The sequence below is a fragment of the Actinokineospora spheciospongiae genome (assembly GCF_000564855.1).
GTDB classification, from domain to species: domain Bacteria; phylum Actinomycetota; class Actinomycetes; order Mycobacteriales; family Pseudonocardiaceae; genus Actinokineospora; species Actinokineospora spheciospongiae.
On sequence record NZ_AYXG01000043.1, the window covers coordinates 1 to 26,772 of the forward strand.

Here is a 26,772-nt window from a genome sequence, read left to right on the forward strand (position 1 = left end):
TTAGAGGTCCTAACAGAGTCGTTGGATGTGTCGCCAGGTGATGATGCAGGTGGCGAGGCCGAGGAAGGCTTCGTGGATGTCGTCGCGGCGTTCCCAGCGGATGCGCAGCCGTTTCATGCCGTGATACCAGGCGATGGTGCGTTCAACGACCCACCGGACGGTGCCCAGCCCGGATCCGTGGGGACGTCCGCGGCGGGCGAAGCGGGTGCGGACGTCCCGGGCACGCATGCGGCGGCGGTACTTGTCGTGGTCGTAGGCCCGGTCGCCGTAGACCGTCTCCGGCCGGTGACGAGGGCGCCCACGCCGCCCGCGCACGCGGGGCACCGCGTCGAGCAGCGGCTCCAACTGGGTGACGTCGTTGCGGTTGCCGCCGGTCAGGACCACAGCCAGCGGGATCCCGTTGCCGTCGGTCAGGACATGGTGCTTGGAGCCCGGTCGGGCGCGGTCGACCGGACTCGGCCCACTTTTGGGCCCCGCCGCGCGGCCCGCACATGCGAGGAATCGATCACCGCCCGATCCCAGTCCAGCCTCCCCGCCGAGTGCAACTCCGCCAGCAACACCGCATGCAACCGGGACCACACCCCGGCCTTGTTCCAGTCACGCAACCGACGCCAACACGTCATCCCCGACCCGAACCCCAACTCCTGGGGCAGGAACTCCCACTGGATGCCCGTGTGCAGCACGAACAGGATCCCGCACAACACCCGCCGATCCGGCAACCGCTTCCGCCCCGGATTGCGTGACCTGCGCTCCACCACCGGCAACAACGGCTCGACCCGCTCCCACAATCCGTCCGAGACAATCCACGGCGGCGCCTCACCTCTCCTCACCAGACCATGATCCACAACCGACGACCACGTTGCCACACAAGTTGATCATTCTGTTAGGAACTCTTAAACCACAGACACGGCTGAGCAAGAGCCCGCCCCAGGCACCCACAACAAACCCCGGCGCTTGAGCCGAAGCGCGCACCAAGGTCCCGGCGAAGCGGCCGAGCACACGGCCCAGCGAATTTCGCAGCCCCCGAATCAATCCAAGCAGGAGACACCGACAGAGGCGGGCGGCCGGATCGGGGTTGTCCACAGGCGGTCGGGTGCCACCCCCGACAACAGACGTAGGACGACCGGACGGTTTGCCGCCGAGTTGGCGTTCCCCACGTAGAGTCCCGGTCCGTGAACCCACTCCGTTCCCTGATCCTCGCCGCCGCGCGGAACGGCGCCACCCGCCGCCTCGTGGCGACCGCCCCCGTGAGCCGGGACGTCGTCCGCCGGTTCGTGGCGGGGGAGACCACCGAGGACGCCGTCGCCGTGACCCGGCGGTTGGTCGACTCCGGTCTCGCCGTCACCCTCGACCACCTCGGTGAGGACACCACCGACACCGAGCAGGCCGAGCACACCGTCCGCGCCTACCTGGACCTGCTCTCCGCCCTGGGCCCGCTCGCCGCGCACGCCGAGGTGAGCGTCAAGCTCACCGCCGTCGGTCAGTTGCTCGACGAGGGGTTGGCCCGGGACAACGCCGCCCGGATCTGCGCCGCCGCGGCCGAGGCGGGCACGACGGTCACCCTCGACATGGAGGACCACACCACCACCGACTCCACCCTCCGGGTGCTCGACGGCCTGCGCCGCGAGCACCCGTGGGTGGGCGCGGTCCTCCAGTCGTACCTGCACCGCACCCTGGACGACGTGCTCGACCTCTCCGGCCCCGGCTCCCGGGTCCGGCTGTGCAAGGGCGCCTACGCCGAACCGGAGTCGGTGGCCTTCCAGGAGCCCGTCGAGGTCGACAAGAGCTACGTGCGCTGCACCAACGCCCTGCTCGCGGGTTCCGGTGTGCCGATGTTCGCCACCCACGACCCGCGCCTGGTGCGGATCATCGGCGAGCGCGCCCAGGCCCACGGGCGACCCCCGGGCAGCTACGAGCACCAGATGCTCTACGGCATCCGCCCCGAGGAGCAACTGCGGTTGGCCCGCCTCGGGCACACCGTCCGGGTGTACGTGCCCTACGGCGGTGAGTGGTACGGCTACCTCATGCGCAGGATGGCCGAACGGCCCGCGAACACCGCGTTCTTCCTGCGCGCCCTGGTGACCCGGACCTGACGGACGGCGGCGATGGTGGCGCGGGGGGAATCGGTGGACCGGGCGTGGCAGGCTGTGGCCATGAATAGCGCTGCTGGGCACGGCGATGTGCGGGCGGGTGGCGGCCCGGCGCCCGCGGTCGGGTCGTTCGCCGCGGCCGTGCGCGTGCGCCCCCTGGGGGACGGCACGTTCACCGCCGACCTGCCCGCCGCCTGGACCGTGGGCGGGCGCCCGCACGGCGGCTTCCTGATGGCCCTGCTGGCCAAGGCGGCCGTGGCCACGCACACCGGTTCCGGCACGCCGCTGGTCGACCCGCTCTCGGTGAGCGCGCAGTTCCTGCGCCCACCGGGGGTGGGGCCGGTCCTGCTGCGCACCGATGTGCGCAAGTCGGGCAGGCGCACCACCGTCGTGTCCGTCCACTTGGAACAGAGCGGGCACAGTTGCGTCGAGGGCCTGGTCACCACCGGCAGGCTGCCCAGGGAGCGGGCCGCGTGGACCGACCTGCCCAACCAGTCCGCCGAACCGCCCGGCAACGCCATCGACCTGTCGGCCATGCGCTCGGCGTCGGCGTTCAAGCTCAGCGAGACCTGCGACGTGCGCCTCGACCCCAACGGGGCGGGCTTCCTGCACGGGCACATCGGCGACCCGCTGCGGCTGCGGCTGTGGGCCCGCCCGCGCGGCGAGCACCCCGACCCGCTGTTCGCGCTGGTCGCGGGGGACATCTCGATGCCGGTGACGTTCAACCTCGGCCGCGTCGGCTGGTCGCCCACGGTCCAGCTCACGGCCTTCCTGCGCTCCCGCCCGGCGCCGGGCTGGCTGCGCATCCAGGTCGAGTCCAAGGCCGTGCACGGCATGTGGTTCGACGCCGACGCCACCGTCGTCGACTCCACCGGCCGCCTGGTCTGCCAGGCCCGGCAGCTCGCGCTCTCCGCCATCGGCTGACCACCCCGGGAGGGTCCGGTTCCCCGGCCCCTCCCGGGGCGGCCGGGCTGGATAGCCTGGTCGCATGACTGAGGTGAAGCGACCGGTCGTCGCGGTGTTCGGCGCGGGCAAGATCGGCGAGGCGCTGCTCTCGGGCCTGCTGCACGGCGGGCGGAGCACCGACGAGCTGGTGTTCACCGAGCGCTCGGCCGCGCGCGCCGCCCAGCTCACCGCCGACCACGGCATCCCCTCCGCCGACGTGGCGGACGCGGCGGAGCGGGCCGACGTGCTGGTGGTCGCGGTCAAGCCGCAGGACATCGAGCCGCTGCTGGACGAGCTGGCGCCGGTGGTCGGCCCGGGCAAGCTGGTCGTGTCGCTGTGCGCGGGCCTGCCGACCGCCCTGTTCGAGCGCAGGCTGCCCGAGGGCGTCCCGGTGGTCCGGGTCATGCCGAACACCCCGATGCTCGTCAACGAGGCCATGAGCGCCATCTCCGCGGGCGCGCACGCCGGTCCCGAGCACCTGGCCACCGTCGAGGAGCTGATGGGCGTCGTCGGCAAGGTCGTCCGGGTGCCCGAGGCGCAGCAGGACGCCGTCACCGCGCTGTCGGGTTCCGGGCCCGCCTACTTCTTCTACCTGGTCGAGGCCATGATCGACGCGGGCATCCTGCTCGGCATCCCGCGCGCGGTCGCCCAGGACCTCATCGTGCAGTCCGCGGTCGGCGCGGCCACCATGCTCGCCCAGGGCGGCGACCACCCGGTGACCCTGCGCGAGGCGGTCACCTCCCCGGCGGGCACGACGATCATGGCGATCCGCGAGCTGGAGCGGCACGGGGTCCGCGCCGCGCTCATCGACGCCATCGAGGCGGCCAGGGACCGCTCCCGCGAACTGGGCGCCGCGCACGACCAGGGTTGATTGAATAACCGAAAGTGACATCGCACCAGTCACACGTGTCCCGCTACCCTCGATCGAAGCACGTGCGTGTCGAATCCGTCGGTGGGGAAGCCGGCGGCGCGACGCGTGTTGAAGGTTGCGGTGAATCATGGCTGTTCAGAAGCGAGATGAGCCCAAGACCCTGCCCCAGGTGCAATTCCTGACCGTGGCCGAAGTGGCCACCCTGATGCGGGTCTCCAAGATGACGGTCTACCGGCTGGTGCACGGCGGCGAGCTGCCCGCGGTGCGGGTCGGCAAGTCGTTCCGCGTGCCGGAGAAGGCCGTGCACGACTACCTGCAGAACGCGTACTTCGACGCGGGGTGACCCGGGCCCGTTGACGGGCCCCTTGCCGGGGCCGCCCAAGCCGCCGGGTACTCTGGTCAGCCGTTGTGCCTGGTGTCTTGGCGCGCGTCCTCGGACGTGGCAGCACCGGAGCGCCGGACTCCAGTACGACCAACGGACAGGAGCTGAACCCACATGGGCTCGGTCATCAAGAAGCGTCGCAAGCGCATGTCGAAGAAGAAGCACCGCAAGCTGCTGCGCAAGACTCGCGTCCAGCGTCGCAAGCTCAAGAAGTAGTTTCGCAACACCCGGCGGGCGGCCTGTGCTCATCTGCGCACAGGCCGCTGCCTTGTTCGGGTGAACATCCCCCGACACCCCGTGTGACCTGCGTTAAGAGTGTGTTGCTCGACTGGCGGCCCGCCGGGGCCCGCGTACAGTCGTAGGTCCCGACACCTCATCCCAGGGATGCCCATGACGCCCAAAGTCGTTCTGGTGACCGGCGTCGGCGGCTACCTGGGTGGCCACCTGGCCGCCCGGCTCGCGGCCAACCCGGACATCGACCGCGTCCTCGGCGTCGACACCGTGCCCCCGTACCGGGACGTGGTGCGCACCATGGGTCGGGCCGAGTTCGTCCGCGCCGACATCCGCAACCCGCTGATCGCCAAGGTCATCACCTCGGCGAACGTGGACACCGTTGTGCACGCCTCCCTGACCGCGCTCCCGCCCGGGCCCACCCGGCGCACCGCGCTCAAGGAGATGAACGTCATCGGCACCATGCAGCTCCTGGCGGCCTGCCAGCGGGCGCCGTCGGTGCGCAAGCTGGTGGTCAAGTCCAACACCGCCGTCTACGGCGCGGGCCCCCGCTCCCCGGCGGTGTTCACCGAGGACGACACCCCCAAGGACATCTCCTCCGGCGGCCCGGCCAAGGACGCCGTCGAGGTGGAGCAGTACGTGCGCGGCTTCGCCCGCCGCCGCCCGGACGTCGAGGTCACCCTGGTCCGGCTGACCAACCTGATCGGCCCCCGGGTCGACACGGTGCTCACCCGCTACTTCGCCCTGCCGGTGGTCCCCACCGTGCTCGGCTACGACGCCCGCATCCAGTTGCTGCACTCGGAGGACGCCCTCGCGGTGCTGGAGCAGGCGGCCCTGCGCGAGGGCGGGGGAGTGTTCAACGTGGGCGGCGACGGCGTGCTGATGCTGTCGCAGGCCATCCGCCGGGCGGGGCGCGTCCAGCTCCCCATGCCCGCCGCGGCGGTGCCCACCGCGGGCAGGCTGCTGCGCGGCGCCCGGCTGGTCGACTTCAACCCCGACCACGTGCGCTACCTGAACTACGGCCGGGTCGTCGACACGACCCGGCTGCGGACGGTCTTCGGGTTCACCCCCAGGTGGACCACCCGGCAGGCGTTCGACGACTACGTGCACGGCAGCGCGCTGCGGCCGGTGCTCGACCCGTCGCTGCTCGCCGCGTTGGAGAGCCGGGTCCTGCGGACCCGGGTGTGAGGCAACCGAGCGGAGAAGGTGCGTAGGGAATGCAGGAAGCCAGGGTGATCCCGCTCCAGCGGACCGAGCGGAATCGCCGGTTCACCCCGCCGTCCACCCCCGACGGCCCGGCCGTCGAACCAACGCCGCTGCGCCCGGAGCCCGCCGCGCCGCCGGTCTCGCCGCTGCGCCGGGGCGTGGCCGACGCGCTGGCCTTCGCTCGACGCAGGCTCGCTGGCGATTACCAGGTCGACGAGTTCGGCTTCGACCGCGACCTCACCGAGGCCCTCCTGCTCCCGCCGCTGCGCGTGCTCTACGACAGGTGGTTCCGGGTCGAGGTCAGCGGCATCGAGAACCTGCCGGTCGACAGCGGCGCCCTGATCGTCAGCAACCACTCGGGCACGCTGCCGATCGACGCGCTGATGACCGCGGTCGCCGTCCACGACAACCACCCGGGCAGGCGGTACCTGCGGATGCTCGGCGCCGACCTGGTCTTCCAGGTGCCGGTGCTCGGCGCGCTGGCCCGCAAGTCCGGCCAGACCCTGGCCTGCAACCCCGACGCCGAGCACCTGCTGCGCTCCGGCGAACTGGTCGGCGTGTGGCCGGAGGGCTTCAAGGGCATCGGCAAGCCGTTCTCCGACCGCTACAAGCTCCAGCGCTTCGGCCGCGGCGGGTTCGTCTCGGCCGCCCTGCGCACCGGGGTGCCGATCGTCCCGTGCTCCATCGTGGGCGCGGAGGAGATCTACCCGAAGATCGGCGACCTCAAGGCCATCGCCCGGCTGTTCGGCCTGCCGTACTTCCCGATCACCCCGTTCTTCCCGCTGCTCGGCCCGCTCGGCGCCGTCCCGCTGCCGTCGAAGTGGCACATCCGCTTCGGCGAGCCCATCACCACCGACACCTACGACGCCGACGCCCAGGACGACCCGATGCTGGTCTTCAACCTCACCGACCAGGTCCGCGAGACGATCCAGCAGACCCTCTACCGGATGCTCACCCAGCGCGGCAACCCGTTCCTCGGCTGAGCCGCTACCGGGCCAGCCGGTAGCGGGTCAGGCCGCGGATCACCACGGTCTTGCGCCAGCGCGCCCGCCCGACCGGCTTCAGCTCGGGCAGCCGCTCGGCCAGGGCCGTCAGGGCGACCTCGCCCTCCAGCCGGGCCAGGGGTGCGCCCAGGCAGTAGTGGATGCCGCTGGAGAACGACAGGTGGTCGCCGCTGTCGGGGCGGGAGATGTCGAAGCGGTCGGGGTCGGTGAACACCTCCGGGTCGCGGTTGGCCGCGCCCAGCAGGCAGGCCACGAGCGTGCCCGCCCGCGCCTTCACCCCGCCGATCTCCACGTCCTCGTGCGGCAGCCGCTGCGTCATCTGCACCGGCGACTCGTACCGCAGCACCTCGTCCACCGCCGCGGGCGCCAGCGACGGGTCCGCGCGCAGCGCCGCCCACTGGTCGGGGTGCGCGGCGAAGGTGTGCACGGCGTTCCCGATCAGGTTCGACGTGGTCTCGAACCCCGCGATCAGCAGCAGCTCGCAGGTCGAGAGCAACTCCTGCTCGGTCAGCTCCCCGCGCCCGAGCGCCTCGACGAGGGTGCTGATGACGTCCGGCCCCGGGTCGGCGGTCCGCTCCTCGATCAGCCGCAGGAACAGCTTCTGCAACTCCCCGGTGGCGTCGCGCAGGTCCCGGGCGTGCCGGACCGACTTGATGCCGTCCAGCGAGGCGCCGAGGACCCTCCCGTACCGCAGGAACGTGTCCGCGTCGACGTCCGGCACCCCCAGCAGGTCGCTGATGACGGCGATCGGCAGCGGCGAGGCGAAGTCCGCGACCAGGTCGAACACCGGCTTCGCCAGCGCGTCGTCGAGCAGCCGGTGCGTGGTCTTCTCCACGCTCTCCCGGTACCCGGCGATCTGCTTCGGCCCGAACGCGGGCCGGGCCAGCCCCCGCAGCCGGGTGTGGTTCGGCGGGTCCTCCTCCAGGAAAGTGTGCGTCACCAGGTGCTCGGCGGGCAGCGGCGACCGCGCGAACGGCGCGGGCTCGGACCCGTCCGCCGTGCGCACCCCCAGCCGCCGGTCGCGCAGCACCTGCGACACCAGCGCGTGCGAGGCCACGGTCACCGCACCGGTCCGGCTGCGCTGCGCCCCGCTCAGCCGCCGGTACTGGGCGTACGGGTCGGCCCGCCACGGCGGCGCCACCACCCGCGCCAGCGGGTCCCCGGCCGCGGCGATCCCCCACACCCCGCCCCACACCAACGCCAGCCGACCACCCAGAGCGATCTCGTCCCGAAGCGCCATGCGCTCCACCCTAGGCGCGACCCAGCCCCTCTTCCAGGGCCGTGACCAGCGGGGTGCCGCCCAGGCGCCCGCTGAAGCGCGGAATCGAACCCCTGGTCCGGGCAGCGTCAGAAGGCCCGCTTCTTGTAGGCCAGCCCCGCCGCGACCGCACCGGCCAGCGCCCCCGCGCCCAGCACCGACGGCACGCCGATCTTCGCCGCCTTGCGCCCGGTCCGGAAGTCGCGGATCTCCCAGCCGCGCTTGCGGGCGACCTCGCGCAGCCCGCCGTCCGGGTTGACCGCCACAGCGGTCCCCACCACCGACAGCATCGGCACGTCGTTCGAGGAGTCCGAGTACGCCGTGCACCGGCGCAGGTCCAGCCCCTCGCGGGCGGCCAGCGAGCGCACCGCGTGCGCCTTCGCGGGCCCGTGCAGCATCTCGCCGACCAGCTTGCCGGTGAACACCCCGTCGGTGCTCTCCGCGACCGTGCCCAGCGCCCCGGTCAGCCCCAGGCGGCGCGCGATGATCGAGGCGAGTTCGACCGGGGTGGCGGTCACCAGCCACACCCGCTGGCCCGCCTCCAGGTGCATCTGGGCCAGGGCGCGGGTGCCGGGCCAGATCTTGTCCGCCATCAGGTCGTCGAAGATCTCCTCGCCGAGCGAGATCAGCTCCGCCACCGTGTGGCCCGCGACGAAGGACAGGGCCTGCTCGCGGCTGGTGCGGATGCTCTCCGCGGTCTCCTTGCCGCCGACGCGGAACAGGACCTGCTGCATGGCGAACTTGAGCAGGTCGGAGTTGGTGAAGAACTTGCGCGCGGCCAGGCCCCTGGCGAAGTGGAAGATCGAGGCGCCCATCATGACGGTGTTGTCCACGTCGAAGAAGGCCGCGGCGGTGAGGTCGGGCGGGGCGCTCGTGCGCGGCGGCTCGTTGGCCTCCATCGCGACCGCGGCGTCGGCGCTCGCCGCGCCCGCGACCACCGCGATGCGTTCGCGTTCGAGTCCGGGGTCCTGCTCCCCACGCCGCAGGGACACCGCGCGCCTCCCGTCCGATTGGGACTCCGCCGATCAGTGTCGATCAGTCAGCCGACCAGTCGACCACAGCCTAGCGCCGTCCGGTCAGCCGATCTCGATACCGGGCAGGCCCAGGATCGGGGGTACCGCGATCGTGGGCAGGGGGAGCGGGAGCGGCACCTTCAGGGTCGGCGGCGTCGAGGTTCCCGGCCTCGGCGGCGTGGTCGTGGTCGCCTCACCGGGCGTCGACGGCGGCGGCTGCACGGGTGTCGGGGCGGTCGTGGTGGCCACCGGGTCGCTGCCCGCGCCCGGTGCGGGGGGCAGGCCCGCGGGGCCGTCGGAACCGGTGGTCGGGGCGACCTGGCCGGTGCCGGTGGTGGTGCCGGGGGCACCGGCCCCGGGCTGGGTGCCCGCCTGCGACGGCGGCGGCGGCACGGCGCCGGGGCGCAGCGCGCACACCGTGGTGGCGGGCAGCGGACCCAGCTCGTCGACCGCGCCGGAGGTGATCTCGTGGCAGGGCAGCCGGTCGAGCAGCGCGGCCGAGCGGGCCTGGACCTCGGTCAGCAGGGTCGAGGTGGTCGACTCGCGGTTGGCCGCGGCCGCGGGCAGCCGGTCGCGCACGGCGGCGAGGCGCGAACCCTGCTGGGCCGCCCAGCCGCCCAGCGCGTCGAGCCCGCCGCCGTCGCCGGTGGTGACCAGGGCCAGGGTCAGCAACTGCCGGGTGCCCGCGGTGGTGTCGCCCTCGAAGTCGGAGAACGCGGCCAGGTAGTCCGACACCGGGCCGTCGGCCGGGTCGGGGTGGCGCTGGGTCAGCGTCTCGATCTCGGTGATCCGCGCGGAGGCGAACTCCAGGTGCTTGAACGCCCGCTCCTCGTCGCCGAAGGTCAGGCCGAGGGACGCGGCCTCGCCGGTGCGCTTGATCCCGTACAGCGGATCACCCGGGAGGGCGTCGCGGGCGAGCAGCAGGCTCATCCCGCCGAGGGAGAAAACCATCACCAGCACGGCCACCGCCGCCACCGCGAACCGCCCGCGGACCCCGTGGGTGGTTCTTGGGCCCTCCCCGGGCCGCGTGCTGCCGGTGGTCGCGGTGGCGCGGCGGGAGCGCGGCGCGCGGCCCGCCCGGACCGGTCGCGGGTTGGGCGTCGGTCGCGGCCGGTCGGCGGGGAACTCGGTCAGCACCCGGTTGAAGATGCGGTCGCGGGCCGCGGGGTCCGGGCCGGTCAGCGGGCCGAGCTGGGCGAACAGGCCGAGGACGGCCCGGTCGTCGTCGGTGAAGTCGTCGTCGAGGTCGGCGAGCAGCGCCCCGAGGTCGGCGCGCGACGACTCGGCGCGGCCGTCCGGCGCACGCCCGTCGCGCGGGCCCGAGGACCCCGATCCGCTCTCCACATCCCGCTCCGATTTCGGCGTTGGCTCTTGATCGGTCTCAACGACCGCGGGTGCCGGGGGTTACGGCTCCGGCCCGCCGCTCCCCGCGTTGTACACCCGTTCGGCGTACACCGCTCACCGGAGCTCCGTCGGCAGCAACTGCGCGAGCCGCCGCACCGCCCGGTGCTGCAACGCCTTCACCGCACCCTCGTTGCGGTTCATGATCTCGGCTGTCTCCGCGACGGACAACCCTTGCAGGAATCGCAGCACGATGCACTCCCGCTGGTCGTCGCCGAGCTGGTCGACGCACTGCAGCAGCGCGTCGCGGGTCACCCGGGACATGACCTGCTGCTCGGGGCCCGCTTCGTCGCGCTCGGAGTCGCGGAACTCCGGGGTGGTGACCTCCAGCCGGTAGCGGCTGGACTTGACGTGGTCGAGCACCAGGTTGCGGGCGATCGTGACGAACCACGCACCCACGTCGCGGCCCTGGTAGCTGACCGAGGTGATGCGGCGCAGCGCGCGCAGGAACGTCTCGCTGGTGACGTCCTCGGCCAGCTCGCGGTCGCCCACCCGGAACAGCACGTAGCGGAACACCACGTCGACGTAGCGGTCGTAGAGCTTGCCGAACGCGACCGTGTCCCCGGCCTGCGCGGCGTGCACCAGCTCCCAGGACGCGCGGTGCGCCTCCTCGGCCTCCACCGGCTCGGTCCCGGTGGTCCCGTCGGCGGGAACGGTCGCGTCCCCGGCCGGCTCCGGTGCCGGACGGGCGTGCGGCACGGCCGCGTCGGCCGTGTTCGTTCGCGTAGGACGGGTCATCGAGCTGCCGCTCACTCCCTGGACGGTCCCGTTCGGCTGACCACGCGTTGGGCATCCGGTGGGGCTTACGTGTCGTTACTTTTTAGTAGTTGATAAGTCTTCAGGTAAAGGATGTGTCATCTGATGTAGTGAACCGTGATGTTGGTGAGCCGCGCCACAGCGTGGGCATTGCCCGATGCCGTGCAAATGCAGCACCCTATCCGGGTACCTGCGACGAGAGGCCCGCTCCGATGGCAGAGTTGCCCACCGGAACCATCGCTGACCTGGTCATGAAGGCCGCCGCGACGGTACCCCGTCATCTCGCCCTGGTCGACGCCCCCAGCGGGGCGTCGCTGACCTGGCGGGCGCTGGACGCGGCGGTCGACGCCTACGCCCGGGTGCTGACCGAGCACGGTTTGACGCAGGGTGATCGCGTCGTCCTGCTGCTGCCCAATGGGCTCGAATTCTGCGTCGCACTCTTCGGCGTCATCCGTGCGGGTGGCGTGGCCGTCCCGATCGACACCGAATCCGCCCCGCCCGAGGTGCGGCGGGTCGTGGAGCACTGCGGCGCCGAGCTGGCCCTGGGACTCGGCGGGGATGCCGCCGCGGCAGCGCTGCCCGCCCCGGTCCTCGACGCGGAGCCGGGGGAGCCGTTCGCGGCCGTCGGCGGCGGCGAGGACCTGGCGGTGCTCTGCTACACCTCCGGCACCGGCGGGCTGCCGCGCGGGGTGATGCTGTCGCACCGGGCGCTGCTGGCCAACGTCGAGCAGTGCGCCGCGCTGCGCCCGGCCCCGGTCACCGCCCAGGACCGGGTCCTGCTGGCCCTCCCGCTCTCGCACGCCTACGGCCTGTCCGGCCTGTGGCAGGTCGCCGCCGCCGGGGCCACCGGGGTGCTGCTCGACCACTTCGCCGTGGCCAGCGCGCTGGCCGCCTGCCAGGAGCGGCGGATCAGCACCGTCGTCGGGGTGCCCGCGATGTACCGGGCGTTCGTCGGCGCGGGCGCCGAGCGGCTGGGGGAGGCGCTGTCCACGGTCCGGCTGGCCACCTCCGGCGCGGCCCCGCTGGACCCGGGGGTGCTGGCCGGGTTCCGCCGCGAGACCGGCCTGTCGATCTACGAGGGCTACGGCCTGACCGAGACCGGCCCGGTGCTCACCTCCACCCTGGCCAGCGGGGTCGCCAAGCCCGGCTCGGTCGGCAAGCCCATCCCCGGCGTGGAACTGCGCCTGGTCGACAGCGACGGCTCGACGATCGAGGTCCCCACCGAGGACGACGAGATCAGCTACGGCGAGGAGGAGACCGGCACCGGCCTGGTCGCCGCCCGTGGCCCCAACCTGTTCAGCGGCTACTGGCCCGACGGCGCCCACGGCCCCGACGCGGACGGCTGGTTCCGCACCGGCGACGTCGGCTACCTCGACCCCGACGGCGACCTGCGCCTCGTCGACCGCGCCAACGACCTGATCATCGTCAACGGCTTCAACGTCTACCCGCACGAGGTCGAGCGGGTCGTCGGCGAACTCCCGGAGGTCGCCGAGGCCGCCGCCGTGGGCGTCCCGGACGAGCGGGCGGGCGAGCGGGTCAAGGTCGTGGTCGTCCTGCGCCCCGGCACGGAACTGACCGAGGACGGCGTCCGCGCCCACTGCGCGGAGAACCTGGCCCGCTTCAAGGTCCCGGCGGCCGTGGAGTTCGCCGACGCCCTCCCGCACTCGGTCACCGGCAAGATCCGCCGCGCCGGCCTGCGCGGCCCGCGCTGACCCCGCCGGTAGCGTGGCGGCCATGAGCACCAGGGTGACGGTGGTGACCAGGCAGGGCTGCCACGCCTGCGAGGTCGCCGAGGCCGACGTCGCGCGCATCTGCGCCGACCTCGGCATCGGCTGGGACACCACCGACGTCGACACCGACCCGGAACTCCGGGCCGAGTTCGGCGACCGGGTCCCGGTGATCCTGGTCGACGGGGACGAGCACGGGTACTGGAAGGTCGAGGAACCCCGCCTGCGCGCGGCACTCGCCTGACGCCGCGCGGACCGGGGTTGAGCAGCCACCACCCGATCGGGTGGTGGCAATCCGCGGGTCCACCGGGATCGAATACCGCACGTGGACACCATGGAGCGCGACGCAGTGGCCGAGGCACAGCCCGCCGACAAGCTGCCGGTGCCGATCGCGGCGCTGATCGGCGTGCTCGCGGTGGCCGCCGCCCTGGCCGCGGGGCACTTCGTGGCCGGGTTCGTGGGGCCGACCGCCTCCCCGTTCCTGGCCGTCGGCAACAGCGCGATCGACCTGACGCCCGAGTCGCTCAAGTCGTTCGCCATCCGCAACTTCGGGTCCAACGACAAGGTCGTGCTGCTCTCCGGCATGGCCGTGACCATGCTGCTGGTGGCCGTCGTCGCGGGCCTGCTGTCGCGCCGCAAGCCGCTGCCCGGCCTGGTCATCGCGGGCGCCCTGGGCCTGGTCGCCATCGCCGCCGTGCTCAACCGCCCCGACGGCGGGCAGCTCGCGGTGCTCGCCCCGATCGCCAGCCTCGCCGCCGCCATCGGCGTCTTCCGCTGGCTGCACCTGGTGGCCACCAGCCGCTTCACCGCCGAATCCGCGCACGACCAGGGCCTGTCGCGGCGCAGGTTCCTCTACTCCTCCGCCGGTGTCGCGGTCGGCGCGGGCGTGCTCGGCGGGGTGGGCCAGTTCCTGTCGGGCCGCGTCGACGTCGAGGGTTCGCGGGCGGGTGTCGGCTCGCTCAGGCCGAAGGTGCCCGCCCCCGCGATCCCCAACACGGCCGACTTCTCCGCCATCGGCTCGTCGAAGTTCATCACCAGCAACGAGAAGTTCTACCGCGTCGACACCGCCCTCACCGTGCCCCGCCTGCGCGCCGAGGACTGGAAGCTGCGCGTGCACGGCCTGGTCGACAACGAGCGCACCTTCGACTTCGGCGACATCCGCGACCGCGACCTGGTCGAGAAGACCATCACCATGACCTGCGTGTCCAACGAGGTCGGCGGCCCGTACGTCTCCACCGCGAACTTCATCGGCGTCCCGGTGCGCGACCTGCTGCTGGAGGCGGGCGTGCCGAACCGCTCCGCCTGGGTCTTCTCCACCAGCGTGGACGGGTGGACCACCGCCACCCCCGTGGCCGACCTGCTCGACGAGGAGCGCGGCGCCCTGCTGGCCATCGGCATGAACGGCGAGGCGCTGCCGCTGGAGCACGGCTTCCCGGCCCGCCTGGTCGTCCCCGGCCTCTACGGCTACGCCTCGGCCACCAAGTGGGTCGTCGACCTGGAGCTGATCACCGAGGGCGCCAAGAAGTTCTACTGGGAGGAGCGCGGCTGGGCGACCAGGGGCCCGATCAAGACCCAGTCCCGCATCGACTTCCCGGTCGGCTTCGGCAACGTCCCGGCGGGCAAGGTCCAGGTGGCCGGGGTTGCCTGGGCGCAGACCGTGGGCATCGACAAGGTCGAGGTCCGCATGGACGGCGGCCCCTGGCAGGCCGCGGAGCTGGCCACCGAGGTCAACGACCGCACCTGGCGGCAGTGGCGCACCGAGTTCGACCTGGGCAGCGGCAGCCACCGGGTGGAGGTCCGCGCCACCGACCGCAACGGCAACACCCAGACCCCCGACCGCGTCCCCCCGATCCCCGACGGCGCGACCGGCTGGCACCTCATCCAATTCTCCGTGGACTGATCCCCGACCCGGGCGCCGCCGCAGACCACTGCGGCGGCGCTCGTCCTTCCGGTGCCGGTGTCACCCGACACACCACCCGCGTTCGCACAGATGTTCGACTGTGGGCTATACTCGTGGGCATCCGGGATTGGTCGGCGGGGAAGGTCGACCAAGGTCGGGTGCCTGGCGGTCGGCGAGCCCACGCGGCTCGCCGACCGCTGGCCCGTTCGCACCCGCCCCGGTCTCTCCGGGCACCCGCCGCGCACCGCCCGTCAGCGCGGCCCTGGGCCATCCGGGTACACCTCGATGCGGTGGTGTGGCGTGCGTCAAGCCCCTGGCCACTGACTTTGTGCACGCGTTCACAAGCGGTACCGTGTTCTCATCCCGGAGACATTTCCTGTCGAGGAGTACCAGCGTGGCGGCACAGCGAGGCCAGCGGAACGGTGTCGGCGGCGACACCCCACCCGCCCCCACCGCCGCGGAGGTCACGACCCCGATCCCCAGGGTGGCCGAGGTGCCCGCGGCGCGGGAGCGCGCCCGGGCGATCCCCGAGGCCGCGGTGGCCCGGCTGGCCGTCTACCTGCGGGTCCTGTCCGCCATGCAGGAGCAGGGCGCGGGAACGGTCTCCAGCGAGGAACTCGCGACCGCGGCGGGGGTCAACTCGGCCAAGCTCCGCAAGGACCTGTCCTACATCGGCTCGTACGGCACCCGCGGGGTCGGCTACGAGGTGGCGGTGCTCATCGAGGAGATCGAGCGCATCCTCGGCCTGACCCGCAAGCACAGCGTCGCCGTGGTCGGGATCGGTAATCTCGGTCACGCCCTGGCCAACTACGGCGGCTTCCCCGGGCGCGGCTTCCCGGTCTCCGCGCTGTTCGACGTGGACCCCGACCTGGTCGGGGTGCCGGTCGGGGGCCTGCCGGTCGACCACATCGACGACATCTCCCGCGTGTGCGCCGAGCGCGAGGTCTCCATCGGGGTCATCGCCACGCCGCCGCCCGCCGCCCAGACGGTCTGCGACCGTTTGGTCGAGGCGGGAGTTCAGTGCATCCTGAACTTCGCGCCCGTCGTGCTGCAGGTGCCCGACCACGTCGAGGTGCGCAAGGTCGACCTGGCGGTCGAGCTGCAGGTGCTGTCGTTCCACGTGGCGCGGCGAGCCGACGACGCGGCCGCCACGAACGGGCAACAGGTCAACGGGATGGTGGTGTCATGAGCGTGCTCGCGGTCGGGATGTCGCACCGCAGCGCCGACGTCCGCTTGCTGGAGCGGGTGACGGTCGCCGCCGCCGACGTGCCCAAGGTCCTGCACGACCTGCTGGCCTGCCCGAACGTGACCGAGGCCGTGCTCGTCTCCACCTGCAACCGGGTCGAGGTCTACGCCGTCGTCGAGGCCTTCCACGCCGGGCTCTCCGACGTCGTGGGCGTGCTGGCCCGGCACGCCGGGGCCGACCCCACCGCGCTGCACGACCACCTCTACGTGCACTACGCCGCCTCCGCCGTGCAGCACCTGTTCACCGTGGCGGCGGGCCTGGACTCCATGGTCGTCGGCGAGTCGCAGATCCTCGGCCAGGTGCGGATCGCCTACGGCACCGCCACCGAGTGCGGCACCGTCGGCCGCTCGCTGCACGAGCTGGTGCAGCAGGCGCTGCGCATCGGCAAGCGCGTGCACACCGACACCGGGCTCGACCAGGTCGGCGGCTCCGTCGTCTCCGAGGCGCTGGCCGACGCCGACCGGTCCCTGGGCGGCCTCGCGGGCCGCTCGGCGCTGATCGTCGGCGCCGGTTCCATGGGCGGGCTGGCCGCCGCGGCCCTGCGCCGCGCGGGTGTCGGCGAGGTCGTCATCGCCAACCGCTCCGCCGCCAACGGCGAGCGGCTGGCCGCGGCGCTGCTGGAGCAGGGCGTCCCCGCCCGCGCCGTGGTCGGCCTGCACGACCTGACGGCGCTGATCGCCGCCGCCGACGTCGTGGTGTCCTGCACCGGCGCGGTCGGCGCGGTCATCCCGGTCGAGGCCGTCGCCGCGCGCACCACGCCGCTGGTCGTCTGCGACCTCGGCCTGCCGCGCGACGTCGAGGACGGCGTTGGCGAGCTGCCCGGCGTGCACGTGGTCGACCTGGTCAGCCTCCAGCGCCGCCTGGCCGAGACGCCCAGCGGGCTCGACACCCGCCGGGCCGCCGAGATCGTCGCCGAGGAGGTGCGCGGCTACCTCGCCGCGCAGCGCTCGGCGGAGGTCACCCCCACCGTGACCGCCCTGCGCCGCCGGGCCGCCGAGGTCGTCGACGCCGAACTGCTGCGCCTGGACTCCCGGCTGCCCGACCTGGACGACCCGGTCCGCGACGAGCTGGCGCGCACGGTCCGCCGGGTCGTCGACAAGCTGCTGCACACCCCGACGGTGCGGGTCAAGGAGTTGGCCTCCGGACCCGCGGGCACCGGTTACGCCGAGGCGCTGCGCGAGCTGTTCCAGCTCGACCCGCAGAAGCCCGCCGCCGTGGCCGTCGCCAGTGAGGACAAGACGTGAAGCGAACCATCAGGATCGGCACCCGTGGCAGCGCCCTCGCGCTCGCCCAGACCGGGACCATCGCCGACGCGCTGGAGAAGGCGGGCGCGGCGACCGAGATCGTCGTCGTGTCCACCCCCGGCGACCGCTCGCACGCCCCCATCGCCGAGATCGGCGTGGGCGTGTTCACCTCGGCGCTGCGCGACGCGCTCGCCGACGGGACCGTGGACGTGGCCGTCCACTCCTACAAGGACCTGCCGACCGCCCCGGACCCGCGCCTGTCGATGGCCGCGGTGCCGCAGCGCCAGGACCCCCGGGACGCGCTCGTGGCGCGCGACGGGCTCACCCTGGGCGAGCTGCTGCCGGGCGCGCGGATCGGCACCGGCTCGCCACGGCGGGCCGCGCAGTTGCACGCGCTCGGCCTCGGTCACGTGATCGTGCCGATCCGCGGCAATGTGGACAGTCGGATCAAGAAGGTGCGCGACGGCGAACTCGACGCCGTCGTGCTCGCCCGCGCCGGGCTCGCCCGGCTGGGCAGGCTCGACGAGATCACCGAGACCCTCGACCCCATCCAGATGCTCCCCGCGCCCGCGCAGGGAGCGCTGGCGGTGGAGTGCCGGGTCGACGACGTCGACGTCGAACACCTTCTCCGGTCCACAGTGGATGACGAAGCCACCCGGCTCGCGGTTGCCGCGGAGCGCGCCATGCTGGCCGCGCTCGAAGCGGGATGCAGCGCGCCCGTTGGCGCTTTGGCCGACGTCGTCGAAGACTTCGACCAGGACGACAGGGTGATCCTCCGCCTGTCGCTGCGCGGCGTCGCCGCCGCCTACAGCGCGGACGGCGACCCGACGGGTCCGGTCGAGATCATGCGAGCGTCGGCCACCGGTGACCTGACCGAAGGAGAGCAGCTCGGTCGTGCGCTGGCCGCCGAGCTGCTGGAACTCGGGGCCGGGGTGCTCTCCGGTCCCGAGGCGTAGTTGATGGGAAGTGTGGCCTGACATGACCACCCGTGCACGTAAGTCCCCCGGTCGCGTCGCCTTCGTGGGCTCCGGTCCCGGCGACGCCGGACTGCTCACGGTTCGCGCCAAAGAGCTGCTCGAACGCGCCGAGCTGGTGGTGACCGACCCCGATGTGCCCGCCGCCGTGCTGGCCTTCACCAGCGCCGACGCCGAGGTGCGCCCCGCCGTGGGGCAACCCGCGGACGTGGCCAAGGACCTCTCCGGTGAGGCGAAGGCCGGTCGCGTCGTGGTGCGCCTGGTCGCGGGCGACCCGCTGACGCACTCGGCCGTGGTGGCCGAGGCGCAGGCGGTGGCCCGCACCAGCGCGGTGTTCGACGTCATCCCCGGCGTCTCCCCCGCCACCGCGGTCCCGGCCTACGCGGGCATCGCCCTGGGCTCCGGGCACACCGAGGTCGACGTGCGCGGCGACGTGGACTGGGCGGCCCTGGCGGCCGCGCCCGGCCCGATCGTGCTGCACGCCAGCGCCAGCCACCTCGCCGAGGCGGCCTCCTCGCTGGTCGAGCACGGCCTCGCCGCGCAGACCCCGGTCGCGGTCACCGCGGACGGCACCGCGACCAGCCAGCGCACCGTCGACACCACGCTGGCCTCGCTCGCCGCCGACGCCGGGGAGATCTCCGGCCACCTGGTGGTGACGGTCGGCGCCGCCGCCGCGCAGCGCTCGAAGCTGTCGTGGTGGGAGTCGCGCGCCCTCTACGGGTGGCGCGTGCTGGTGCCGCGCACCAAGGACCAGGCGGGGGAGATGAGCGAGCGCCTGCACCTGCACGGCGCCATCCCCAGCGAGGTGCCGACCATCTCGGTCGAGCCGCCGCGCAGCCCCGCGCAGATGGAGCGCTCGGTCAAGGGCCTCGTCGACGGCCGCTACCAGTGGGTCATCTTCACCTCGACCAACGCCGTGCGCGCGGTCTGGGAGAAGTTCGCCGAGTTCGGCCTGGACGCCCGCGCCTTCTCCGGCGTGAAGATCGCCTGCGTGGGCGAGGCGACCGCGGCCAAGGTGCGCTCGTTCGGCATCAACCCGGAGCTGGTGCCCTCGGGCGAGCAGTCCAGCGAGGGCCTGCTGGCGGACTTCCCGCCGTACGACGACATCCTGGACCCGGTGGAGCGCGTGCTGCTCCCGAGGGCCGACATCGCCACCGAGACCCTGGCGGCCGGTCTGCGCGACCGCGGCTGGGAGATCGACGACGTGACGGCCTACCGCACCGTCCGGGCGGCCCCGCCGCCCGCCGACACCCGCGAGATGATCAAGACCGGCGGGTTCGACGCGGTGTGCTTCACCTCGTCGTCGACCGTGCGGAACCTGGTCGGCATCGCGGGCAAGCCGCACACCCGCACCCTGGTCGCGTGCATCGGCCCGAAGACCGCCGAGACCGCCCGCGAGTTCGGCCTCCGGGTCGACGTCCAGCCCGAGCACGCGACCGTGCCCGCGCTGGTCGACGCCCTGGCCGAGCACGCGGCCCGGCTCCGCGCGGAGGGCGCCCTGCCGCCGCCGCGCAAGACCAAGCGCGCGCGCCGCTGACCGGCGCGGCACCGACAGACTGGGCGGGCGGGGTTGCCACTGGCACCCCGCCCGCTCCGGTTTCCGATCCAGTTCGGGAGAGCCTGATGTTCCCCAACCACCGCCCCCGCCGCCTGCGCCGCACCCCCGCGCTGCGCCGCATGGTCAGCGAGACCACCCTCGCGCCGCACCAGTTGGTGCTCCCCGTGTTCGTCAAGGAGGGCGCCACCGAGCCCACCCCGATCTCGAGCATGCCGGGCGTCGTCCAGCACACCCGCGACACCCTGCGCAAGGCGGCCGTCGAGGCCGTCGAGGCCGGGGTGGGCGGCATCATGGTGTTCGGCGTCCCGGAGGTCCGCGACGCCGTGGGCTCCGGCGGGGTCGACCCGGAGGGCATCCTCAACGTCACCCTGCGGGACCTGCGCGCCGAACTCGGCGACAGCACGGTCCTGATGTCCGACCTGTGCCTGGACGAGTTCACCGACCACGGCCACTGCGGCGTCCTCGACGGCGAGGGCAACGTCGACAACGACGCCACCCTGGCGGTCTACGCCGACATGGCCAGGGCCCAGGCGGACGCGGGCGCGCACCTGCTCGGCCCCAGCGGCATGATGGACGGCCAGGTCGGGGTCATCCGCGAGGCCCTGGACACCTCGGGCCACGCGGACACCGGCATCCTGGCCTACTCGGTCAAGTTCGCCTCGGCCCTCTTCGGCCCCTTCCGCGAGGCGGTCGACTCCCAGCTCACCGGCGACCGCAAGACCTACCAGCAGGACCCGGGCAACATCCGCGAATCCCTGCGCGAGGTCCACCTCGACCTGACCGAGGGCGCGGACCTGGTCATGGTCAAGCCCGCCGGGGCCTATCTGGATGTGATCAGGGCGGTCCACGAGGTCTCCGACGTGCCGGTGGCGGCCTACCAGGTCTCCGGCGAGTACGCGATGGTCGAGGCCGCCGCCGCCAACGGCTGGCTGGACCGCGACCGGACCATCCTGGAGACGCTGACCTCCATCCGCCGCGCAGGCGCCGACGTCATCCTCACCTACTGGGCCACCGAGGCGGCGACCTGGCTCAACCGCCGCTGACCCCGCTGGTTTCGCTGTTCTCACCGGCCGCTGCGGCGACCCGCCGCTCCCGCGCGGTGGTCGCGGTCTCGATCAACCGGTCGAGGCTGCGATCGGTGAGCACGACCTCGAACCCGGTCGCCCACTCGCCCAGGAGCAGGCGGGTGTCCTCGTCCTCGCCGAGGGTGAAGCTCATCCGGCAATCGTCGGGCACGCTGACCCAGGCCCCGACGGTGGGCACATCGCTCATGGAAATCTCCCGAAACGCTCGAAGGTGGGGGTTGTACTGCCGTTGAGACAACGGGTTCGGTCCCTATCCTGCAAGCGCACGCGGAGAAGACCCGGAATGTCGTTGGCAAACCGAGTCCGATACCGCGAAACGAGCGGGGAAAGTCTTGCAAATCGGATGTAGGCTCCCCCCGGGATGAAAGGTGGGGCGGTGTCCGAGGGGACAACGGGCTCAACGGTGCCGAGGCGCCAACTCGGCAGGTACCTGCGCGACCTGCGCGGCAAGGCCAGGCTCACGGTCCGCGCGGCGGCGGAGGCGTTGGAGTGGTCGGAGGCCAAGATCTGGCGGATAGAGACAGGCCAGACCGGCCTTCGTAGCCTGGACGTGGAGGCCATGTGCAAGGTCTACGGCGCCCCGCCGGAGGCCACGGGATCGCTGAAGGAACTCGCCAAGGAAACCAAGAGCAAGGGGTGGTGGCACGCCTTCGGCGATGTCCTGACCAACGACTTCAACCTCTACGTCGGCTTGGAGGAAGCTGCCTCGTCCTTGCGCTGGTATCAGTGCGAGTTGATTCCTGGCCTCTTCCAGACCCCCGAATATGCTCGGGTCATCTTCCGTGGTGGGCGCTCTGACGTGTCAGAGGAAGTGATCGAGCGTCTTGTCCGGCTGCGTGTCGAGCGGCAGGCAATCCTGGACCGGGTCACCGCCGCCCCGGACGTCTCCGTGGTGATCAACGAGGCGATCCTCCGCCGCCCCATCGGGGGACCCGTTGTCATGGGTCTGCAACTGAACCGCCTCATCGAGTTCGGGGAACTGCCCAACGTGAGCATCAGGGTGGCGCCGTTCTCCATCGGGCTGCACCACGGCGCACTCACCGGCCCGTTCGTGATCATGCGCTTTCCCCGGTACGGCGATCGTGACCCGGAGCCACCTACGGTTTTCGTCGATGGCTTCACCGGCTCCCTCTACCTGGACAAGCCGAGTGAAGTCGGAAAATTCGACCAGGCTTTTTCCGGACTGCTCGCCGAGATCCCGGATGAGAAGGCCAGCAAGAGCCTTATCCACCAAGCAGCAAGGGAGTTCATGCCATGAGCAAGCCCAACCTGTCCTGGCGCAAGAGCAGCCACAGTTCGGGAGAGGCCAACTGCGTCGAGGTGGCGTTCCCTGGCCTCTCCGTGGCCACCCGAGACAGCAAGCACCCCACCGGCCCCACCCTCTCCTTCCCCACTCCCACCTGGCACACCTTCCTCACCACCCTCACCCGCTGACCTCATTCGTTTTGAGGACAGGCCCCCTCGTAGTCGGAGGGGGCCTGTCTCGTGCCGGGATCGGAAAAACCGCCTGGCGTGTTTGCTGCCAGCGTCCTTCGGGCCGGGCAAACGACGGTGCCAGGCAGGCACGCACTGCTGCCCGGACTTCACTCGCGCAAAGCTCCGCCTCCGCCGGGAATTCGCGCTCATGTGGTTGGAAATCACAGGTGAATGTCAATTACCTGTTGACCGGACTACGGGGTGACACGTCGACAACGCGCAGGCCCTTGATCGGTAGTCCTAATCCGCCTCGATCAGGGAGAGGTGGACGGTCAATAGCGCTGGCACGTCACTGCGGAATCTGGACGTCTGCCGACCGCAATCGTCGATAGGATGGCCTGCATGGCCATCGCTCGCTTGCCCCTCATCGTTGTCGACTGTCCTGATCCTGGTGCACTCGCCAGGTTCTACGGCGCGATGCTGGGTTGGGAGGTCGCTGTCTCCGCCGACCGGGCTTCGGTTTGCGCTGAGGACGGCCAGTGCATCTCCTTCCATCGGGTGGATGGTTACACGCCGCCGATGTGGCCAACCCAGGAGCGGCCCCAGCAGATGCACCTCGATGTGATCGTTGACGACCTCGATGCCGCCGAGGCGGCAGTGATCGATCTCGGTGCGACCAAACACCCGGACCAGCCCGGTACGTCCTTCCGGGTCTTCCTGGACCCGGCAGGTCATCCCTTCTGTCTTTGTCTGAACTGATCCGGACGGGGCCCTCGGCGTAGCTTCACGATGGGTTCCACCCGGCCGAGTGGGAAGACCTCGACGTGGTCGACCACTGGCGGCGGTACATGAACAACCCGGCCGCGTACCTGCGGTACGTCACCGACAAGTGAGGAACACCGGTGCCGGTCGACACCAGCGGGGCTGACGCGCAGTTCAGGCAGTGGATGCGCGAAAACCTCGACCGCGCCGCGGAGCACTTCGGGGCGGTCGTCGTCGGCGAGCCGCTGCTCGGCTGGCGCGACCGGTCGGTCAGCGCTCCCGCCCGCCGTGGCGATGACGACTGCTGGTTGCGCGTCGTGTCCGAGGACAAACGGTGGATCGGCGGTGACTTCTGGACGGGCAACCTCGACGCGAACGTGTTCGAGGGCATCGCCAAGCCCCGCGTACTGGACGTGGTCGAGTGGGAGGAGTGGCGGCAGCAGCGCGCCGAGATCATGACCAGGTTGCCGGGCCGCGCGTGCTCGCCGACCGACGCACTGCGCGCCACGGCCGACCTACCCGACGAGTGGTGGGTCGAGCTGCGCCGAACCGTCGACACCGTCGCGGCCACACCGACCGAGCGCGCCAACACCACCCAGGCCAAGGTGACCGACTGGCTTGCGCAGCGCTTCGGCGACGCGGTGGACCCGACGGTGCCCGGGTGGGAAACCGTGCACGGTGACGTGCACTGGGCGAACCTGTTCGGTCCTCGATTCGGACTGCTCGACTGGGAGTGGTGGGGCAATGGCCCCGTCGGCACCGACGCGGCGACCCTGCTCTGCTACAGCCTCCTGGTGCCCGAGACCGCGCAACGGGTGCGCGAGGTCTTCGCCGACGTGCTCGACACCGACACGGGCCGGTTCGCGCAGCTCTACGCCACCGCTCGACTGCTGCGCAGGGTGGACCGCGGCGAGTTCCCCGACCTCGCCGAACCGCTCGAACGGCACGCTTCGGGCCTGCTCCGATCCTGACCGCGTGTGACGGCAGACCGAACACCCCCGCTGGTGGAAGAGCGCACCGCGTACGTGATTCGACCGGCCGAAGAGAACTGACCGGATCACTCCGTCACGGGCAGGCACTCGGCGAGCAGGTCGACGACGTCACGCCAGGCTCGCTGTGCGTGCCGTGGGTGGTGTCCGACGCCGGGGAGCACGGTGTGGTCGACCGGTGGGTGGTGGAAGGCGTGCAGGGCGCCGCCGTAGACCATGAGGCGCCAGTCGACGCCCGCGGACTGCATCTCGGCCGTGAACGCTTCCCGTTGCGCGGGCGGCATGATCGGGTCTTCCGACCCGACCCCGGCCCACACCGGGCAGTGGATGCGCGCCGCCTCGCCCGGGCGGCCGGTGGTCAGTCCGTTGACGGTGCCGATCGCGCGCAGGTCGACGCCGTCGCGGCCGAGTTCCAGGGCGATCGCGCCGCCGGTGCCGTAGCCGATGGCGGCGATCCGGTCGGGGTCGGTCCGTGGTTCGGCGCGCAGCACGTCGAGCGCGGCGTGGCCGATGCCCCGCATCCGGTCGGGGTCGGCGAGCAGCGGCAGGCAGCGGGCCAGCATTTCCTCGGGGTCGCCCAGGTAGCGCCCGCCGTGGATGTCGAAGGCGAGTGCCACGTACCCCAGTTCGGCGAGGGTGTCGGCCCGGTGGCGCTCGACGTCGCTGAGGCCCGTGCCCTCCGGGCCGAGCAGCACCGCGGGCCTGCGGTCGGTGCCTGCCGGGAGGGCGAGGTGCCCGAGCATCGTCAGGCCGTCGGCCGGGTACTCGACCGTGCGTGTGGTGATCGTCGCCATGGAATCGGACGGTAGCGATCGGCGGGCACGGTCGGGCCGGGGTTCACCGCAGGCGGAACAGCGCGGCCACAACCTCCTGGGACCGTGCGACGGGTGCGCGAGGTCTTCGCCGGACAGGCCTTTCCGACCGGCGGGTAACCTCGGGTCCGTGAGCACCCCGGACGAGACCGACGACGCCACCCCGCGCGAGGCGCCGGTCATGCCCACCGCCGAGGAAGCCGCCGCTGCCGGGCAGGCGCGGACCGACGCGCCCCGGGTTGTCCGGGTCAGCTTCTGGCTGTGGATCGCGGCGGGGGTCATCGGGCTGGTCGGGGCCGTGTTGTTCCTCGTGCTGCGCGACGAGTGGGCGGACATCCAGGCCCGGAGCAGCCCGGGGCGGAGCGTCGCCGAGATGCGGGGGTTGGCCGCCGGGTTGTCCTGGTGGTTGTTGGCCGGGTCGGTCATGTTCCTGGCGTTCTTCGTGCTGGTCGGCTACAACGCCCGGCGCGGGGTGCGGAAGGCGCGCACGCTGCTGCTGGTGCTGGGGGTCTTCGCCGCCCTGTTCGAGTACTCGTTGGGGCGGGTGACCATCTACGGGCTCATCAGCGCGCTGCTGATCATCGTGGCCGCCGGGTTGCTCTACGCGCCCCCGGCCCGGCGCTTCTTCGCCGGGGACGAGCGGTGACCGAGGAGGCCGGGGGAGTTCCCGGGGAAATCACAGAGGCCCCCGAGGTCGAGGAGGCCGTCCGCTACCACGAGTCCGGCTCCACCTGGTGGCCGTTGCTCTGGGGGCCGGGCTTCTGCGGGGTCGGGTTCACCCTGGAGACCGTCACCGGGGCCTCGCACGGTCTCGCGTGGATCGTCGTCGGGGTGGTGCTGCTCGGGTTGACCGCGCTCTGGGTGTCGGCGCGGCGGACCGACCGCGCGGTGACGCTGACCGACACGACCCTCCGGATGGGGACCGGGATGGTTTCCGTGGCGCGGATCGCGCGTGTCGAAGGGGTGCCGGAACCGGTCGGGGCGCGGGCGGTCGGGGGTGGGTTCACCATCCCGGCCAAGACGCACCCGGTGCCGATGGAGCTGGTCGACGGGTCGGTGGTGCTCGGGTGGGCCCGCTTCTCCGACGACCTGGTCGAGGTGTTGGCGCCCATGGTCGAGGGCAACACCGCCGAGTCCGCCTGCCTGGACCTCGACCTCCCTCCCAGCGCCCGCCCGGCCACCGCCGCGAACGACAGCACGGCGAACGGCACCGCCGCGAACGACAGTGCCGAAGGCAAGACCGCCGCGAGCAACACCGCCGAGAGCGACACCGAACGGCCGCGAACCCCGGTCGAGAGCAAGGAAGGCGAGCAGTGACCCGTCCCACCCCGCCGCCGTACCAGGCCCCGCCGCAGTACACGCCGATGCCGCCGGTGTCCGCGCCGCCGCCGAACCCGCGGCCGCGGATCGTCGACCACGCCGTGTGGCTGACCCTGGCGGGGATGGTCGTGAACGTGGTCGGCACGCTCTACCAGTTGATCTTCGACCGGGCGTGGGTCGACCGGACCGTCCGCGAGCTGACCAAGGACACCAACCCGACCTTCGCCGCCGTGGACGCCAAGGTGGTGGTGATCGCCGGGGTGTGCGGCGTGCTGCTGACGATCGGCCTCTACGTCCTGCTCGCCCTGATGGCCAGGCGCGGGCGGAACTGGGCGCGGATCGCCCTCGCCGCGCTGGCCGCGCTCGGGGCCGCCGGGTTCCTCGCCGGGGTCTCGACCGTCGGGCCCGCGCCGGACCTGATGTGGAACCTGGCCGACGCCGCCTTCCGCGTCGCCGCCGTGGTCTACCTGTTCCAACCCGAGGCGACCAGGTTCTTCCAGCCGGGCCGCCGGGGCTGAAAAGCGCCGCGGCGCGGCGGCAAAAGTCGTGCGGCGACCGCTTGCAGGCAATACGGTCACCCCC

29 protein-coding genes are annotated in these 26,772 nt (G+C 72.2%); 22 read left to right on the forward strand and 7 right to left on the reverse strand.

Annotation, left to right across the window (positions count from 1 at the left end; genetic code table 11):
- Positions 1-9: 9 nt before the first annotated feature.
- Positions 10-830, reverse strand: a protein-coding gene (locus UO65_RS34355; RefSeq protein WP_152551991.1) for an IS5 family transposase whose coding sequence is annotated in 2 segments (ribosomal slippage) — positions 10-482 and positions 482-830 — 822 coding nt in all. Because the reading frame shifts where the segments join, the coding sequence is not laid out codon by codon here.
- A 342-nt stretch (positions 831-1,172) separates the two neighbouring features.
- Between UO65_RS34355 and UO65_RS05290 the strand changes: the two genes are divergently transcribed.
- From UO65_RS05290 to UO65_RS05315, 7 genes are all read left to right on the forward strand, one after another.
- Complete coding sequence (locus UO65_RS05290; RefSeq protein WP_035279324.1) at positions 1,173-2,093, forward strand: proline dehydrogenase family protein; 921 nt, start codon at positions 1,173-1,175, stop codon at positions 2,091-2,093.
- A 60-nt stretch (positions 2,094-2,153) separates the two neighbouring features.
- Positions 2,154-3,014 (forward strand): thioesterase family protein, encoded by an 861-nt coding sequence (locus UO65_RS05295; protein WP_233427452.1) that lies wholly within the window; start codon positions 2,154-2,156, stop codon positions 3,012-3,014.
- 64 nt (positions 3,015-3,078) lie between these two features.
- On the forward strand, positions 3,079-3,906 hold the full coding sequence (gene proC / locus UO65_RS05300) for a pyrroline-5-carboxylate reductase (RefSeq protein WP_035279330.1): 828 nt from the start codon (positions 3,079-3,081) through the stop codon (positions 3,904-3,906).
- A 127-nt stretch (positions 3,907-4,033) separates the two neighbouring features.
- Positions 4,034-4,249: a helix-turn-helix domain-containing protein gene (locus tag UO65_RS05305; RefSeq protein ID WP_035279333.1), complete on the forward strand. Its 216-nt coding sequence runs from the start codon at positions 4,034-4,036 to the stop codon at positions 4,247-4,249.
- Positions 4,250-4,402: 153 nt separating this feature from the next.
- Positions 4,403-4,504: a 30S ribosomal protein bS22 gene (locus UO65_RS34360; RefSeq protein ID WP_018684825.1), complete on the forward strand. Its 102-nt coding sequence runs from the start codon at positions 4,403-4,405 to the stop codon at positions 4,502-4,504.
- 174 nt (positions 4,505-4,678) lie between these two features.
- A complete protein-coding gene (locus UO65_RS05310; RefSeq protein ID WP_035279335.1) occupies positions 4,679-5,707 on the forward strand; it encodes an NAD-dependent epimerase/dehydratase family protein in 1,029 nt (342 codons plus the stop codon).
- 29 nt (positions 5,708-5,736) lie between these two features.
- Positions 5,737-6,708 carry a lysophospholipid acyltransferase family protein gene (locus UO65_RS05315; RefSeq protein ID WP_035279336.1) on the forward strand — a complete coding sequence of 324 codons (972 nt, stop codon included), beginning with the start codon at positions 5,737-5,739 and terminating at the stop codon, positions 6,706-6,708.
- A gap of 4 nt (positions 6,709-6,712) precedes the next feature.
- Here UO65_RS05315 and UO65_RS05320 read toward each other — a convergent pair whose 3' ends face one another.
- The 4 genes from UO65_RS05320 to UO65_RS05335 form a co-directional block, all read right to left on the reverse strand.
- Positions 6,713-7,969 carry a cytochrome P450 gene (locus UO65_RS05320; protein ID WP_035279337.1) on the reverse strand — a complete coding sequence of 419 codons (1,257 nt, stop codon included), beginning with the start codon at positions 7,967-7,969 and terminating at the stop codon, positions 6,713-6,715.
- A gap of 107 nt (positions 7,970-8,076) precedes the next feature.
- On the reverse strand, positions 8,077-8,886 hold the full coding sequence (locus UO65_RS05325; protein WP_110079695.1) for an HAD family hydrolase: 810 nt from the start codon (positions 8,884-8,886) through the stop codon (positions 8,077-8,079).
- Positions 8,887-9,063: 177 nt separating this feature from the next.
- On the reverse strand, positions 9,064-10,344 hold the full coding sequence (locus UO65_RS38550) for a DUF5667 domain-containing protein (RefSeq protein ID WP_052020762.1): 1,281 nt from the start codon (positions 10,342-10,344) through the stop codon (positions 9,064-9,066).
- A 114-nt stretch (positions 10,345-10,458) separates the two neighbouring features.
- Positions 10,459-11,139, reverse strand: a complete 681-nt coding sequence (locus UO65_RS05335; protein ID WP_035279339.1) for a sigma-70 family RNA polymerase sigma factor — start codon at positions 11,137-11,139, stop codon at positions 10,459-10,461.
- Between the two features lie 230 nt (positions 11,140-11,369).
- Between UO65_RS05335 and UO65_RS05340 the strand changes: the two genes are divergently transcribed.
- From UO65_RS05340 to hemB, 8 genes are all read left to right on the forward strand, one after another.
- Positions 11,370-12,869: an AMP-binding protein gene (locus UO65_RS05340; protein WP_084175335.1), complete on the forward strand. Its 1,500-nt coding sequence runs from the start codon at positions 11,370-11,372 to the stop codon at positions 12,867-12,869.
- A 22-nt stretch (positions 12,870-12,891) separates the two neighbouring features.
- Entirely contained in the window at positions 12,892-13,128 is a 237-nt protein-coding gene (locus UO65_RS05345) for a glutaredoxin family protein (protein WP_035279340.1), read from the forward strand.
- 90 nt (positions 13,129-13,218) lie between these two features.
- The gene (locus UO65_RS05350; protein WP_084175345.1) at positions 13,219-14,784 is read left to right on the forward strand and encodes a molybdopterin-dependent oxidoreductase; all 1,566 of its coding nucleotides are present in this window, start codon (positions 13,219-13,221) and stop codon (positions 14,782-14,784) included.
- Positions 14,785-15,178: 394 nt separating this feature from the next.
- Entirely contained in the window at positions 15,179-15,973 is a 795-nt protein-coding gene (locus UO65_RS05355; RefSeq protein ID WP_035279342.1) for a redox-sensing transcriptional repressor Rex, read from the forward strand.
- Complete coding sequence (locus UO65_RS05360) at positions 15,970-17,274, forward strand: glutamyl-tRNA reductase (protein ID WP_035279344.1); 1,305 nt, start codon at positions 15,970-15,972, stop codon at positions 17,272-17,274. The genes UO65_RS05355 and UO65_RS05360 overlap by 4 nt, the downstream gene beginning before the upstream one ends.
- Positions 17,271-18,230, forward strand: coding sequence for a hydroxymethylbilane synthase (gene hemC / locus UO65_RS05365; RefSeq protein ID WP_035279346.1), 960 nt, complete (start codon positions 17,271-17,273; stop codon positions 18,228-18,230). The genes UO65_RS05360 and hemC overlap by 4 nt, the downstream gene beginning before the upstream one ends.
- A 22-nt stretch (positions 18,231-18,252) precedes the next feature.
- Positions 18,253-19,785, forward strand: coding sequence for a bifunctional uroporphyrinogen-III C-methyltransferase/uroporphyrinogen-III synthase (locus UO65_RS05370; protein WP_035279349.1), 1,533 nt, complete (start codon positions 18,253-18,255; stop codon positions 19,783-19,785).
- 86 nt (positions 19,786-19,871) lie between these two features.
- Complete coding sequence (hemB, locus tag UO65_RS05375; protein WP_035279351.1) at positions 19,872-20,849, forward strand: porphobilinogen synthase; 978 nt, start codon at positions 19,872-19,874, stop codon at positions 20,847-20,849.
- On the opposite strand, the gene UO65_RS05380 is transcribed toward hemB, so the two are convergent.
- Positions 20,836-21,078, reverse strand: coding sequence for a hypothetical protein (locus UO65_RS05380; protein WP_035279353.1), 243 nt, complete (start codon positions 21,076-21,078; stop codon positions 20,836-20,838). The genes hemB and UO65_RS05380 overlap by 14 nt on opposite strands.
- A 189-nt stretch (positions 21,079-21,267) precedes the next feature.
- On the opposite strand from UO65_RS05380, the gene UO65_RS05385 reads away from it, so the two are divergent.
- The 4 genes from UO65_RS05385 to UO65_RS05400 all read left to right on the forward strand — a co-directional run bounded on the left by UO65_RS05385 (position 21,268) and on the right by UO65_RS05400 (position 24,040).
- On the forward strand, positions 21,268-22,149 hold the full coding sequence (locus UO65_RS05385) for a helix-turn-helix domain-containing protein (RefSeq protein ID WP_035279355.1): 882 nt from the start codon (positions 21,268-21,270) through the stop codon (positions 22,147-22,149).
- A complete protein-coding gene (locus UO65_RS05390) occupies positions 22,146-22,325 on the forward strand; it encodes a DUF397 domain-containing protein (RefSeq protein WP_035279357.1) in 180 nt (59 codons plus the stop codon). Before UO65_RS05385 ends, UO65_RS05390 begins: the two co-directional genes overlap by 4 nt.
- A 384-nt stretch (positions 22,326-22,709) precedes the next feature.
- Complete coding sequence (locus UO65_RS05395) at positions 22,710-23,066, forward strand: VOC family protein (protein WP_035279577.1); 357 nt, start codon at positions 22,710-22,712, stop codon at positions 23,064-23,066.
- Between the two features lie 188 nt (positions 23,067-23,254).
- On the forward strand, positions 23,255-24,040 hold the full coding sequence (locus UO65_RS05400) for a phosphotransferase (RefSeq protein WP_052020791.1): 786 nt from the start codon (positions 23,255-23,257) through the stop codon (positions 24,038-24,040).
- An 86-nt stretch (positions 24,041-24,126) separates the two neighbouring features.
- Here UO65_RS05400 and UO65_RS05405 read toward each other — a convergent pair whose 3' ends face one another.
- Positions 24,127-24,852 carry a dienelactone hydrolase family protein gene (locus UO65_RS05405; protein ID WP_035279364.1) on the reverse strand — a complete coding sequence of 242 codons (726 nt, stop codon included), beginning with the start codon at positions 24,850-24,852 and terminating at the stop codon, positions 24,127-24,129.
- Positions 24,853-25,000: 148 nt separating this feature from the next.
- Here UO65_RS05405 and UO65_RS05410 point away from each other — a divergent pair, with 148 nt between their 5' ends.
- The 3 genes from UO65_RS05410 to UO65_RS05420 are packed head-to-tail and all read left to right on the forward strand — an operon-like array spanning position 25,001 to position 26,708.
- Positions 25,001-25,516: a hypothetical protein gene (locus UO65_RS05410; RefSeq protein ID WP_052020763.1), complete on the forward strand. Its 516-nt coding sequence runs from the start codon at positions 25,001-25,003 to the stop codon at positions 25,514-25,516.
- On the forward strand, positions 25,513-26,187 hold the full coding sequence (locus UO65_RS37225; RefSeq protein WP_063935894.1) for a hypothetical protein: 675 nt from the start codon (positions 25,513-25,515) through the stop codon (positions 26,185-26,187). The genes UO65_RS05410 and UO65_RS37225 overlap by 4 nt, the downstream gene beginning before the upstream one ends.
- Positions 26,184-26,708 (forward strand): hypothetical protein, encoded by a 525-nt coding sequence (locus UO65_RS05420; protein WP_035279366.1) that lies wholly within the window; start codon positions 26,184-26,186, stop codon positions 26,706-26,708. The genes UO65_RS37225 and UO65_RS05420 overlap by 4 nt, the downstream gene beginning before the upstream one ends.
- The last annotated feature ends 64 nt before the right edge of the window (positions 26,709-26,772 follow it).